Origin of the sequence: Nonomuraea sp. NPDC059007 (genome assembly GCF_042740555.1) — a bacterium.
Taxonomy (GTDB): domain Bacteria; phylum Actinomycetota; class Actinomycetes; order Streptosporangiales; family Streptosporangiaceae; genus Nonomuraea.
The window spans coordinates 158,633-171,273 of sequence record NZ_JBHYJD010000014.1; the positions used below are offsets into that span (position 1 = coordinate 158,633).

Here is a 12,641-nt window from a genome sequence, read left to right on the forward strand (position 1 = left end):
CCGGAGGCTACGCCCGCGCGAGGAGGGCGGCCTCGGTCAGCGGGGACTCGTGGGTGCCCGCCACCGTGCAGGCGTGGGCGCCGGTCAGCGAACCCAGCCGGACCGCCGTCTCCAGGTCGTGGCCGCGCAGCCGGCCGTACAGGAAGCCGGAGACGAAGGCGTCTCCCGCGCCGTTGGTGTCGACGACGGGGCCGGGCGGGGCGGCGGCGGGGAAGGCGCGCGGGCCGGTGCTGCCGCGCTCCAGGACGAGGCAGCCGCCGGCGCCGCGGGTGCACACGACCGTGTGGGCGCGGCCCTTGTCGAGGATGCGGCGCATCGTGGCCGGCGGGTCGGGCAGGGCGGCGGCCGAGAGGAAGACGAGGTCGGCCTGGTAGGCGAAGTCCTCGTGGTAGGGGTTGACGCCGTCCCAGTCGTGCAGGTCGGTCGAGGTGGGGACGCCGGGCAGGCCGGCGAAGACCTTCCTGCTGAAGTCGGTGATCGACAGGTGGGCGTGGCGGGGGCGCGGGCCGGAGTAAAGGGACGGGGGCAGCGTCTCGCCGGGTGTGGCGCGGGGGTCGAACAGCGAGGTGCGGCGGCCGTCGGGGCCGACGAGCAGGACGCTGCGGCGGGTACCGGCCACGGCTTCGCCGAACGAGCAGTCGACGCCGCTCAGCGCGCGGCGGACCAGCGCGCCCTGCGGGTCGTCGCCGATCAGGTCGGCGAACTTGGTGCGCAGGCCGAGCGCCGCGCAGCCGAGCGCCACGCCGGCGCCGGTGTTGCCGATCCGGTCGATCACGGGCGGGACGGTGTAGGTGTCGGCGTACGGCAGGGGCAGTCCTGGCACGTAGACGGTGGTGTCGACGCCGGCTCCGCCGACCACGAGGACGTCGTGGGTCACCGGTTCACCAGCGGGCCGGAGCCGGTGGAGCCGCGGACGACGAGCTCCGGCTGGAAGACCAGCTCGACGTGCCGGGCGGGCGCGCCGTTCACCTCCTCCAGGAGCGTCTGCACCGCGGCCGAGGCCATCGCGCCGATGGGCTTGCGGACGGTGGTGAGCGGCGGGTCGGTGAACGCGATCAGCGGCGAGTCGTCGAAGCCCACCACGGACACCTCGCCGGGCACCGACAGGCCGCGCTCGCGGCAGGCGCGGATCGCGCCGAGCGCCATGAGGTCGCTGGCGCACACGATGCCGGTGCAGCCGCGTTCGAGCAGCTGGGCGGCGGCGGCCTGGCCGCCTTCGACGGAGAACAGCGAGTGGGCGATGAGGCCGTCCACCTCGGTGGCGCCGAGCAACTGCGCCATCGCCTGCCGGTAGCCGTCGATCTTGCGGATGACCGGCACGAAGCGGCGCGGGCCGAGCGCGAGGCCGATGCGCTCGTGCCCGAGGTCCACGAGATGCTGGACGGCCAGCCGCGCCGCCAGCCGGTCGTCAGGGGAGATGAACGGCGCGTCGATGTGCTCGCTGTAGCCGTCGACCAGCACGATCGGCAGCCCGCGGTCGGTCAGGCGGGTGTAGCGGTCCATGCGCGCGGTGGTGTCGGCGTGCAGGCCGGAGACGAACACGATCCCGTTGACGCCGCGGTCGACGAGCAACTCGGTGAACTCGTCCTCGGGGGCGCCGCCCGGCATCTGGGTGCACAGCACGGGCGTGTAGCCGTGCTGGGTGAGCGCCTTCTCGATGGCCTGCGCGAACGCGGGGAAGATCGGGTTGTCGAGCTCGGGGGTGACCAGCCCGACCAGGCCGTTGCTGCGCTGGCGCAGGCGGGGCGGGCGCTCGTACCCCATGAGGTCGAGCGCGGTCATGACGGCCTGGCGGGTGGCCGCGGAGACGCCGGGCTTGCCGTTGAGCACCCTGCTCACGGTGGCCTCGCTCACCCCCGCCTGGGCTGCGATGTCGGCGAGGCGGGCGTGTCCGTTCATGGGCGCTACTTTACTTTCCACCACACCGCGGAATCGGGAGCGCCGGGCGTGGCGGCCGACGACAGCACGGGCGCGCCCTCCAGGGCGAAGTCGACGGGTCGCGCGGTGAGGTTGACGGCGCAGACGAGGTCGCCGCGGGCGAACATCAGCGTGCCTTCCGGCGAGTCGAGCCAGCGCAGCTCACCGGTGATCTCGCGGCGCAGCCGCAGCGCGGCGCGGTAGAGCTCCAGGGTGGAGCCGGGCACGCCTTCCTGGGCCTCGACGCTGAGCTCGGACCAGCTCGCCGGGATCGGCAGCCACGGCAGTTCCCAGCCGAGCTCGCGGGTCCAGGGCAGCGGCACACGGCAGCCGTCGCGGCCGCTCTCGGGGTCGCGCAGCCGCTGCGGGTCCTGCTGGACCTCCTCGGGCAGGTCGAGCACCTCGGGCAGCCCCAGTTCCTCGCCCTGGTAGACGTAGGCGGAGCCGGGCAGCGCCAGCGTGAGCAGCATCGCGGCGCGGGCGCGGTCGAGGCTGCCGTAGCGGGTGACGTGCCGCCTGACGTCGTGGTTGGACAGCACCCAGGTGGACGGCGCGCCCACGGAGGCGGCGCTGGCCAGGGAGGCGTCGATGGCCTCGCGCAGGCGGGGCGCGTCCCAGGGGGTGCTCAGGTAGTGGAAGTTGAAGGCCTGGTGGAGCTCGTCGGGGCGGACGTAGCGGGCCAGCCGCTCGGGCGTGGGCGCCCAGGCCTCGGCGACGCCGATGCGCTCGCCGGGGTAGGAGTCGAGGATGTGCCGGAAGTGGCGGTGGATGTCGTGGACGCCCTCGTTGTCGAAGTACGGCACGACGTCGGAGCCGATCATCCGGATCTGGTCGCTGTGCCCGATGTCGGGGAGGTCGTGCGGTTTGACCATGCCGTGGGCGACGTCGATGCGGAAGCCGTCCACGCCGAGGTCGAGCCAGAAGCGCAGGATCGAGTCGAACTCGGCGCGCACCTCGGGGTTGTCCCAGTTGAGGTCGGGCTGCTCCTTGTCGAACAGGTGCAGGTACCACTGGCCGTCCTCGACCTGCGTCCAGGCCGGGCCGCCGAAGATCGACTCCCAGTCGTTGGGCCGGTCGCGGAAGATGTAGCGCTCGCGGTGCCGCCCGCGCAGCGCCTCCTGAAACCACGGATGGGCCGAGGAGGTGTGGTTCGGCACGATGTCCACGATGACCCGCAGGCCGAAACCGTGCGCCTCGTCGATGAGCGCCTTGGCGTCGGCCAGCGTGCCGAACAGCGGGTCGACGTCGCGGTAGTCGGCGACGTCGTAGCCGAAGTCGGCCATGGGCGAGGTAAAGAAGGGGGTGAGCCAGACGGCGTCGACACCCAGGCTCTTCAGGTACGGCAGGCGGTCGCGCATACCGATCAGGTCGCCGACGCCGTCGCCGTTCCCGTCGGCGAAGCTGCGGACGTACACCTGGTAAATGACGGCGTCGCGCCACCAGTCGGTCATGCAAACCCCCCAATAGTCCCGTACATGACATCTCTTTCCGCAAGTTTCCGCAAGTCTTTCATGCACCACCAACCCCTGATTTTTCGCCACACTTACCCCTAGAGTGGGATAAAACCCCCTATGTGAGGTGACTCACCACCCGGAAGCTTGGCTGAGGCACAAGACAGAAGTCAGGCGGCGTGTCAACCCCTGCGCGCCCGATCCATAGAGATTTTTTATGGCAAGCCTGGACATCAGGCTGTAACCGCGATGTACTACCTCATCAATCACAGCGGAACCTGGCTGCAAGGTGCTGCCCATGAGCTCGGTCGTTCTCGACAAAGTGACCAAGGTTTACCCGGGTGACCACCTGGCGGTCGATCGCATGAGCTTGAAGGCGGAGGACGGCGAGTTCCTGGTCCTGCTGGGCCCCTCCGGCTGCGGGAAGTCCACCCTGCTGCGCATGATCGCCGGGCTGGAGGAGATCACCGAGGGCGACCTGTGGCTCGACGGCAAGCTCGCCAACCACCTCGCCCCCCGCGACCGCGACGTGGCCATGGTCTTCCAGAGCGGCGCCCTGTACCCCCACCGCTCGGTGCGCGGCAACATCGCCTTCCCCCTGGAGATCGCCAAGGCCGACCCCGCGCTGGTCAAGGAACGTGTGCAGGAGCTGTCCAAGGCGCTGCACATCGACGAGACGCTCGACCGCCGCCCCGGCACCCTGTCCGGCGGCCAGCGCCAGCGCGTGGCCATGGGCCGCGCCATCGTCCGCCAGCCCAAGATCTTCCTGATGGACGAACCGCTGTCGAACCTCGACGCCGGCATGCGCACCGAACTGCGCATGGAGATCTCCGCCCTGGTCAGGTCGCTCGGCGTCACCACGATCTACGTCACCCACGACCAGGTCGAAGCGCTCACGCTGGCCGACCGGATCGCCATCATGAACCGCGGCGTCCTGCAGGACGTCGGGACCCCGGCGCAGATCTACAACGACCCGGCGACCGCGTTCGTCGCGGCCTTCCTCAACTCCCAGCAGCTCAACCTGCTGGCGGCGACGGTACGCACCCCGCAGAACCAGTACGTGATGCTGGACTTCGGCCCGCACCGGCTGACGATCCCCTGGAGCGACCCCCGGGCGTACGCGATCTCGCAGTACACGGGCAGCCAGGTGCTGGTCGGCATGCGGCCCGACGGGCTGGCGCCGGTGCCGGAGACCTATGACGGGCCGGCGTTCTTCGGCCGGGTCAGGGCGCTGGAGTACCACGGGCACGAGTGGCTGGCCTATGTGGAGTGCGGGGCGCCCGGCGTGGCCGTACCCGAGCCGCCCGACCCCCGCCGGCGCGTCAACGGCCACGCCCAGGAGTCGGCGGGCCTGGGCACGCTGCTGCGGCGGCTGTTCGCCTCACGCGTGGTGATGGAGGAACAGGAGCAGGAGCAGGCGGAGGAGAGCGGCCACCACCGCAGGACCGACCTGATCGTCCGGCTGGGCGTGCGCCCGGCCTGGCGGGTCAACGACGCCGCCAAGGTGGCCGTGGACGTCTCCCGCCTGATGGTCTTCACGCAGGAGGGCGCCCGCATCGACGCCCCCCGCCGCGCCACCACCTGACGAGCGCGCGTCCTACGGCGTGGCGTTGCGGTCGATGGCGAGGTAGGTGCCGCGCAGGCGGGCCAGGTGGGCGTGCTGGGCCTCGCGGGCGCCGGGCTCGTCGCCCGCCTCCACCCGGGCGAGGATCTCGCGGTGGTCGCGGTCGACGTCGTGCCAGAACCGGCCGGGGGCGCGTGAGCGCAGGAAGCGCTCGTCCAGGACCTGGAAGACGGGCCTGGCCACCACCTCCAGCAGCGGGTTGCCGCAGGCGCCGAGCAGCAGCGCGTGGAAGCGCTTGTTCGGCTCGTACATCTCCTCCGGCGAGGCCGCGCCGGGGTCGAAGAGCGTGGCCCGCAGCGCCGCCAGGTCCTCGGGGGTACGGCGCAGCGCCGCGAACCCGGCCGCGGGCACCTCCAGCAGGTCCCGGATCTCCAGGAACTGGTCAACGGTGAGCTGGGTGTCGCCGGCCAGCAGGTTGAGGCTGGTGGCGAGGTAGTCGCTGATCTGCTCGGGCCGCGGCGTCACCACGAAGCTGCCCCCGGCCACGCCCCTGACGGTGGCGATGAGGTTCTGGCTGGCCAGCAGGCGCAGCGCCTCGCGCACGGTGCTCCGGCTCACGCCGTAGGCGGCCGACAGCTCGGGCTCGACCGGCAGCCGGTCACCGGGGCGGAACCGGCCGGCCACGATGAGCTCCCGCAGTTCGGCGGCGAGCGCCTGGTAGGCGGGCGGCTTCTTGGTCACACCGTCAGACCCTACTCGGCGGGTCCCGGCCGTGGCGCTTGAGAGATTCGGCCCCGCCCGGCCCTGCCGGACGGGGCCGGCGAGGTGCCGGGGTGGTGGGTTCGGCCTCCCCCACGGTGAGGCCGATCCTGCCGTTCCGAACCCCGCCGTACGAGGGGCCCCGTTCCACTTCTGGGAACAGCGTTCCAATCTGAGGCGGCTGTGTCAATGGCAAGAACCGGAGCGGCCTGGCCGTACCGGAGAAAACCGGAGTTCAGGCGCGGTGACCGAGTCGTGCGGAAAGTCGGTCGGTGGCCTCCAGAAGGGCCGCGGCGCACGCGTCGGCCTCGCCGACGAAGCGTTCGGCGGGCCCGCAGACGCTGATCACCGCGGCGGGCAGGCTGTGGTGGTCGAGGATGGGCGCGGCCACCGAGGCGGCGCCGCGCTGCCGTTCGGAGATCGACATGGCGTAGCCGCGGCGGCGGATCAGCGCCAGCTCGGTGCGCAGCCGCTCCGGGTCTGTGACGGTGGCCGGGGTCAGCGGGTCGAGCGGCGCCGACAGGTAGGAGTCGATCTCCACCTCGGGCAGGAAGGCGAGGAACGCCTTGGACGAACCCCCCGCGTGCAGCGGGTACGGCACGCCGAGCGAGACCGCCATGATGACCTCGCGCGGCGGCTTGACCTGGTCGATGTAGACGCGGCTGAGGCCGGTCCTGATCGACAGCGTCGCGGTCTCGGTCGTGCGGGCGCTCAGCCCGGCCAGCTCGGGCGCGGCCAGGCGGCGGATGTCGATGCGGTCCAGATAGGCCAGTCCCAGCCGCATCGCGGTCAGCCCGAGCGAGTAGCGGCGGCTGTCCTCGTCGAGTTCGACCAGGCCGCGGCTGCGCAGGGAGGCCAGCACGCGGTGGACCGCCGCCTTGGACATGCCGAGGCTGTCGGCGAGCTCGGTCACCCCGAGCGTGCTGGTGCCCGCCTCGGCGAAGCGGACGAGTACGTCGGCCGCCCGCTCGACGGTCGCGACGGTCTGGCTGGACATGCTGGAGCCTTTCACCTGCGATGCAACCCCACCGGTACGGGTGGGTCAGTCATGATCCTCGTGTCCACGAAGTCCCACCATTCTTCCTGTGACACGCGCTGCGACTCCCAGGAAGAGTCGCTCTTGAGGGTGGCCAGGGCCTTTCTGTAGGCGCCCCAGGCCGCCTCGTCGTCGAAGGCCGCCCAGTTCTCCAGCATGTAGACGTCACCGACGACGCTGTAGAACCAGCGCACCTCCTTCACCATCGGCAAATCACGGTAGAACCAGCGCTCGCGCTCCTCCAGCCACTCCCAGAAGGCCGCCATGTCCCTGCGGGCGCGTTCGGCGAGCCGCATCCGGTAGACCAGGTAGATCATGGGTACAGTCTGAAACCTAATTCCAATAATTGGAACAACCGGGAGTGAGCCATGTGGCAGGACGGGTTGCGTGTGTACGACTTGGCGCAGCCGATGCGAAGGGGTATGCCCCAATCGCCCAATCATCCCCCATTTCGCATGCTCCTGGAGCGCCGGCACGGAGACGTGGTCCGCGCCGACGGCGGTTCCGCCGCCAACGAGCTGATCGTCACCGGCGGCCACGTCGGCACCCACGTGGACGCGCTGGCCCACGTCTCGCACGACGGCCTCCTGTACGGCGGAGCCGACCCGGCCGACCTCACCACCAACGACGGCTTCAGCTCCCTGGGCATCGACTCCTTCGACCCGTACGTGGGCCGGTGCGTCCTGCTCGACGTGGCCCGCGTCCACGGCGCCGACTTCCTGCCCCCGGGCTACGAGGTGAGCGTCGCCGACCTGGAGAAGGCCGCCGAGGGGGTGGAGATCCGCGCCGGCGACGCCCTGCTGATCGGCACCGGCTGGTCGCGCGTTTGGCACGATCCCGGGCGGTTCACCGGCCAGACGGCGGGCGTACCGGGGCCGGGGGTCGAGGCCGGGCGCTGGCTGGCCGAGCGGCGCCCGCGCGTGGTCGGCGGCGAGACGATCGCCTTCGAGCACATCGCGCCGGAACGCGGCCACGCCGCGCTGCCGGTGCACCGGATCATGCTCGTGGAGTCGGGGATCAACATCGTGGAGACGATGCGGCTGCACGAGCTGCTCGACGCGGGGGTGCGCGAGTTCCTCCTGGTACTCAATCCGCTGCCGATCGTGGGCGCCACCGGCGCGCCGGTCCGGCCGCTGGCCGTTCTGCCCGGGGAGCGCGCATGACCACACACGTGCAGCTGCTGGCCGCCTTCGCCGCGGGCTGCCGCGACGACGGCCTGCCCGGCGAGGTCCGCGCGGACGTCGCCGGCCGGATCCTGGACGTGCTCGGCAACTGCCTGGCCGCCTACGCCGAGCCGGACGCCGACGCCGCGCCCGCGGTCCTGCGCGCGGCCCTGCGGTGGAACGGTACCGGGGAGGCGACGACGATCGGCAGCGGCCACCGCCTGCCCGCCCCGTCGGCCGCCCTGGTCAACGGCACGCTCGCGCACTCTCTCGACTACGACGACACCCATCTGCCCTCGGTGCTGCACCCGAGCGCGCCCGTGGTGCCCGCCGCGCTGGCCGCCGCCGAGGCCACGGGCGCCGGCGGGGCGAGCCTCGCGGCGGCGGTCGCCGCCGGGATCGAGGTGTGCAACCGCCTCGGCATGGCCTCCTACCTGCCCGAGGCGGGCAACTCGCTCTTCTTCGACAAGGGCCAGCACGCCACGTCCATCTGCGGCACGCTCGGCGCCGCGGTGGCGGCCGGGATGCTGTACGGCCTGCCCGCCGAAGGGCTGGCCGACGCCATGGGCATCGCCGCCAGCATGGGCGCCGGGGTCATCGAGGCCAACAGGACCGGCGGCACCGTCAAGCGGGTGCACTGCGGCTGGGCCGCGCACGCCGGGGTGTCGGCCGCGGTGCTGGCGCTCGAAGGCGTGACCGGGCCGCCGACGGTGCTGGAGGGACGGTTCGGCTTCTTCCAGGCCTGGCTGGACGGCCGGTTCGACGCCGGGGCGCTGCTCGACGGGCTGGGCGGGCGGTGGGAGCTGCTGCGCACCGTCTACAAGCCGTACCCGACCAACCACTTCACCCATCCCGCGATCGACTGCGCGCTCGCCCTGCGCGACCGGCTCGGCCCCGAGGCGCTGGCGGAGGCCGAGATCGAGCTGGGGGTGCCGGCGCCGGTCCTGCGCACGATCGCGGAACCGGCCGAGGAGAAGGCGGCGCCCCGCTCCCCCTACCACGCGAAGTTCTCCGGCCCGTACACGGTCGCCACGGCGCTGCTCGGCTCGGGCGGCGGGCTCGGTGTCTGCCTGGACGACTTCGCCGAGCTGCACCCGGCGCGGCTGGCGCTGGCCGCGCGGGTGCGGTGCGTGGCCGACGCGCGGGCGACGGAGATCTTCCCGCGCGCCTTCGCGGCCGTCCTGCGGGTACGGCTGGCCGACGGCACCGAGCTGGAACACCGCGTCGACTCCTCCCGGGGCGGTCCCGAGCATCCGCTGACCGGGGAGGAGCTGGCCCGCAAGTTCCGCGACAACGCCCGCCGCGCCCTGCCGGAGGAGCGCATGGAGGCCCTGGTGGCGGCGGCCCGTTCCGGGGCCCCCGCCTCGGCCCTGCTCCCCCTGACCGTGGCCTGGAACACCTAGATCACCGCGGCGCGGCCGTCGGGCCCGTCCGGCCAGGTCCAGTAGCGGACCGGGCCGGCGGGCTCGCGCAGGCAGGCGGTCGCGGGCTCGCGCATGACGGCCAGCGGGAAGTCCGCCATCCGCGCCAGCGCCTGCCCGACCGGCACCCAGGCCGCCTCCAGCACGTCCCCGTCGGGGTCGGCGGGCGCGAGGTCCTGGCCGCGCGGCCGCTCGAAGGCGAAGTACAGGGCGGTCAGCGTCGCGGGAACCGGGAACTGCACGACCGCCACCAGGCGCGTGGGCGGGCCCACCTTCAGCCCGGTCTCCTCGGCGACCTCGCGGGCCGCCGCCCGGTCCGACAGCTCGCCCTCCTCGGCCATGCCGCCCGGCAGGCCCCAGATCGGGTGCGGGTCGCCGGCGTTGCGCTGGTGGACCATGAGGACCTCGCCGTCCCCGAGCACGACCGCGCTCACGGCCAGAAGTGGTTTCACCCCCGCATTGTCCTTCCTAGAGTTCCGTATCCGGGTAGGCCGCCCGTAGCACGCCGCGGACGAAGGCGGCCGGATCGGCCAGCCCCGCCGCCGCCAGCGTGTCCGCGCCGCCCGACAGCAGGTGCGGCAGCGCCCCGTGCAGGGCCAGCGTGACCAGCGCGGCGCGTTCGCGGGTGACGGGCAGCCCGGCCGCCCGCTGGGCTCGCTCGAACCCGGTGAAGTCCCCGGCCGCGATCGGGTCGAGGATCTCCGCCAGCCACGGCCGGCGGGCCGACTCGGCCTGCAGTTCCAGGTAGGCGAGCAGGCGGTCGCGGCCGGGCCCCGCCGCGTCGCGCAGCAGCGCCTCGAACATGGCGATCAGCCCGGCCGCGTCGGCGGGCGGAGCGGCCGGGACGGCGCCCTGGTAGAGCTCCAGGCAGCGCTCGGCGACCGCGCGCAGCAGGGCCTCGCGGGCCGGGAAGTAGTTCTTCGCCGTGCCGCCGGGCACGCCCGCCTCGGCGTCGACCGCGCGATGCGTCAGGCCGCGCCCGCCCTCGCGCGCCAGCACGTGGATGGCCGCGTCGCGCAGCAGGTCGCGCCGGTCCTGGTTCGCCATGCTCCGCCTCTCGCTCACGTTTTGCCGATACTACCCCAAACGTGGTACCACAGATGTGGTAGTCGAGTCGTGGAGGTGTGACATGGCCGGAAAGGCTGTGGTGGTCGGGGCGGGCGTGGGCGGGCTGGCCACCGCGATCGGGTTGCGGCGCGCGGGCTGGTCGGTGCGGGTGCTGGAGCGGCGGACCGAGATCGAGAGGTACGGCACCGGCTTCGGCATCCACCCGACCGCCCAGGGCGCGCTGGAGCGGCTGGGTGTGGGGCAGGGGTTCCGGGAGCGGGCGGTGCCGTACCGGGACGGGCGCATCCGGACCCCGGACGGCACGGTGATCGCGAACCTGCCGCTGGAACGCATCGAGCGCAGGGCCGGGCGGCCGGAGCTGCTGATCGCGCGGCCGTACCTGCTGGATGCGCTGACAGGGGCGCTGGACGTGCCGATCGAGTTCGGCAGCCGGGTGCGCGACGTGGAGGATCTCGCGGCCGGTCACGACCTGGTGGTCGGCGCGGACGGCATCCGCAGCGCGGTGCGGGAGGGGCGCTTCGGCGGGCGCAGCGGCCCGCGCCACGTGGGGACGGTGGCATGGATCGGCATCGCCGGATTCGACAGCGGCATCCACGGCGAGACGTGGGGCACGGGGCGGTTCTTCGGGATGACGCCGGTCGAGCCGGGCAAGACCAACTGGTACGCGACGGTGCCGGAGGCCACCACCGCCGGGGAACTGCGTGAGCTGTTCCGCGGCTGGCACGACCCGATCCCCCGCATCCTGCACGAGACGGATCCCTCGGAGTGGATCCGCTACGAGATGCGCCACCTCCACCCCGCCCTGCCCTCCTTCACCAGCGGCGGGAACGTGGCGCTCGTCGGCGACGCGGCGCACGCGATGACGCCCAACCTGGGCCAGGGGGCGTGCACGGCGATCCTCGACGCCGAGGCGCTGACCAGGGCGATCGCCACGCACGCCACGCTGCCGGCGGCGCTGCGGGCCTACGACGCCGAGCGGCGGCGCAGCGCGCAGCGGGTGGCGTTCGGCTCGCGTAGCCTGCACCGGTTCATGACGGTACGGCGCACCGGGCTGCGCGACTCGCTCCTGCGCCTGCTGCCGGCGTGAGCCGGGCGCTCACCAGCCGACCTTGCCCTTACCGCTGATCAGGGCTTTGGCGATCACCAGGCGCTGCACGTCGTTGGTGCCCTCGCCGATGGCCATCAGCGGGGCGTCGCGGTAGAGGCGCTCCACGACGTACTCCTGGCTGTAGCCGTAGCCGCCGTGGATGCGCATCGACTCCAGCGACGCCTTCAGCGCCACCTCGGAGGCGAAGTACTTGGCCATCGCGGCCTCCATGTCCACCCGCTTGCCGCCGTCGGCCTGCGAGGCGGCCCAGTAGGTCAGCAGCCGCGCGGCCTGGATCTCCGTGGCCAGGTCGGCGAGCTTCAGCTGGACCGCCTGGAACTCGGCGATCGGCTGCCCGAACGCCTCGCGCTGACGGGAGTAGGAAAGGGCGGCGTCGTAGGCGGCCTGGGCCACCCCGACGGCCCTGGCGGCGATGTTGACCCGGCCGATCTCCAGGCCGGACAGCACCTGCTGCATGCCCCTGCCTTCCTCGCCGCCGAGCAGGGCCGAGACCGGGACCCGGACGTCCTGCAGCGCGACCTCGCAGGTCTCGGTGCCCTTGTAGCCGAGCTTGGGCAGGTCGCGGCTGACCGTGAACCCGGGCGTTCCGGCGTCCACGAGCAGCACTGACATGCCCTTGTGCGCGGGCTCGGTGATCGCGGTCTTGACCAGCACGGGAAGCGGGTCGGCGTGGCGGGCGTTGGTGATCCAGGTCTTGACGCCGTTGACGACGTAGTGCTCGCCGTCGCGGACCGCGCGCGTCTGGATGCCCTGCAGGTCCGTGCCCGCTCCCGGCTCGGTCAGCGCCAATCCGGTACGGCGGGCGCCGCTCGCCAGATCCGGCAGGTAGCGGCGTTTCTGCTCCTCGGTGCCGTGGCGGGCGATCATCCAGGCCGACAGCGAGTGGGAGCCGATGGTCCCGGCCACGCCCATCCAGCCTCTGGCGATCTCCTCGAAGACCAGGGCGAAGGTCACCATGTCGGCGTCGAGCCCGCCGTACTCCTCGGGGACGGTCAGCCCGAACAGGCCCATCTCCTTCATCTTCGCCACGATCTCGGTGGGATATCTCCCGGAGTGCTCCCACTCGGTGGCCACGGGGACGATCTCCTTCTCGACGAAGGCGCGCAACGTCTCCCTGAAGGCCCTCTGGTCGTCGGTCAGCTCGAAGTCCATGG

Annotated in this window: 13 protein-coding genes; 4 read left to right on the forward strand and 9 right to left on the reverse strand. The window is 72.5% G+C overall.

The window, feature by feature from the left end; all coding sequences use genetic code 11:
• Nucleotides 1-7: 7 nt before the first annotated feature.
• Genes ACFWY5_RS24470 through ACFWY5_RS24480 form a run of 3 tightly spaced genes read right to left on the reverse strand, consistent with a single transcriptional unit; the run spans nt 8 to nt 3,368 of the window.
• Nucleotides 8-877 (reverse strand): carbohydrate kinase family protein, encoded by an 870-nt coding sequence (locus ACFWY5_RS24470; RefSeq protein WP_379626536.1) that lies wholly within the window; start codon nt 875-877, stop codon nt 8-10.
• The gene (locus ACFWY5_RS24475) at nt 874-1,899 is read right to left on the reverse strand and encodes a LacI family DNA-binding transcriptional regulator (protein ID WP_379626538.1); all 1,026 of its coding nucleotides are present in this window, start codon (nt 1,897-1,899) and stop codon (nt 874-876) included. The genes ACFWY5_RS24470 and ACFWY5_RS24475 overlap by 4 nt, the downstream gene beginning before the upstream one ends.
• A gap of 5 nt (nt 1,900-1,904) precedes the next feature.
• On the reverse strand, nt 1,905-3,368 hold the full coding sequence (locus ACFWY5_RS24480) for a glycoside hydrolase family 13 protein (protein WP_379634550.1): 1,464 nt from the start codon (nt 3,366-3,368) through the stop codon (nt 1,905-1,907).
• Nucleotides 3,369-3,666: 298 nt separating this feature from the next.
• Between ACFWY5_RS24480 and ACFWY5_RS24485 the strand changes: the two genes are divergently transcribed.
• Nucleotides 3,667-4,953 (forward strand): ABC transporter ATP-binding protein, encoded by a 1,287-nt coding sequence (locus ACFWY5_RS24485; protein ID WP_379626542.1) that lies wholly within the window; start codon nt 3,667-3,669, stop codon nt 4,951-4,953.
• A gap of 12 nt (nt 4,954-4,965) precedes the next feature.
• Here the strand turns inward: ACFWY5_RS24485 and ACFWY5_RS24490 are convergent, their stop codons facing one another.
• From ACFWY5_RS24490 to ACFWY5_RS24500, 3 genes are all read right to left on the reverse strand, one after another.
• Complete coding sequence (locus ACFWY5_RS24490; protein ID WP_379626544.1) at nt 4,966-5,673, reverse strand: FadR/GntR family transcriptional regulator; 708 nt, start codon at nt 5,671-5,673, stop codon at nt 4,966-4,968.
• Between the two features lie 253 nt (nt 5,674-5,926).
• Nucleotides 5,927-6,688, reverse strand: coding sequence for an IclR family transcriptional regulator (locus ACFWY5_RS24495; RefSeq protein ID WP_379626546.1), 762 nt, complete (start codon nt 6,686-6,688; stop codon nt 5,927-5,929).
• Nucleotides 6,689-6,699: 11 nt separating this feature from the next.
• On the reverse strand, nt 6,700-7,044 hold the full coding sequence (locus ACFWY5_RS24500) for a hypothetical protein (protein ID WP_379626548.1): 345 nt from the start codon (nt 7,042-7,044) through the stop codon (nt 6,700-6,702).
• Nucleotides 7,045-7,095: 51 nt separating this feature from the next.
• Between ACFWY5_RS24500 and ACFWY5_RS24505 the strand changes: the two genes are divergently transcribed.
• Both ACFWY5_RS24505 and ACFWY5_RS24510 read left to right on the forward strand, forming a co-directional pair.
• Nucleotides 7,096-7,890, forward strand: coding sequence for a cyclase family protein (locus ACFWY5_RS24505; protein WP_379626550.1), 795 nt, complete (start codon nt 7,096-7,098; stop codon nt 7,888-7,890).
• Entirely contained in the window at nt 7,887-9,293 is a 1,407-nt protein-coding gene (locus tag ACFWY5_RS24510) for an MmgE/PrpD family protein (protein WP_379626552.1), read from the forward strand. Before ACFWY5_RS24505 ends, ACFWY5_RS24510 begins: the two co-directional genes overlap by 4 nt.
• Here the strand turns inward: ACFWY5_RS24510 and ACFWY5_RS24515 are convergent.
• On the reverse strand, nt 9,290-9,763 hold the full coding sequence (locus ACFWY5_RS24515; protein ID WP_379626554.1) for an NUDIX hydrolase: 474 nt from the start codon (nt 9,761-9,763) through the stop codon (nt 9,290-9,292). The two genes, ACFWY5_RS24510 and ACFWY5_RS24515, sit on opposite strands and share 4 nt — an antisense overlap.
• A gap of 16 nt (nt 9,764-9,779) precedes the next feature.
• Nucleotides 9,780-10,376 (reverse strand): TetR/AcrR family transcriptional regulator, encoded by a 597-nt coding sequence (locus ACFWY5_RS24520; RefSeq protein ID WP_379626556.1) that lies wholly within the window; start codon nt 10,374-10,376, stop codon nt 9,780-9,782.
• A 64-nt stretch (nt 10,377-10,440) separates the two neighbouring features.
• Between ACFWY5_RS24520 and ACFWY5_RS24525 the strand changes: the two genes are divergently transcribed.
• The gene (locus ACFWY5_RS24525) at nt 10,441-11,466 is read left to right on the forward strand and encodes an FAD-dependent oxidoreductase (RefSeq protein ID WP_379626558.1); all 1,026 of its coding nucleotides are present in this window, start codon (nt 10,441-10,443) and stop codon (nt 11,464-11,466) included.
• A gap of 9 nt (nt 11,467-11,475) precedes the next feature.
• On the opposite strand, the gene ACFWY5_RS24530 is transcribed toward ACFWY5_RS24525, so the two are convergent.
• The gene (locus ACFWY5_RS24530; RefSeq protein ID WP_379626560.1) at nt 11,476-12,639 is read right to left on the reverse strand and encodes an acyl-CoA dehydrogenase family protein; all 1,164 of its coding nucleotides are present in this window, start codon (nt 12,637-12,639) and stop codon (nt 11,476-11,478) included.
• Nucleotides 12,640-12,641: the final 2 nt, after the last annotated feature.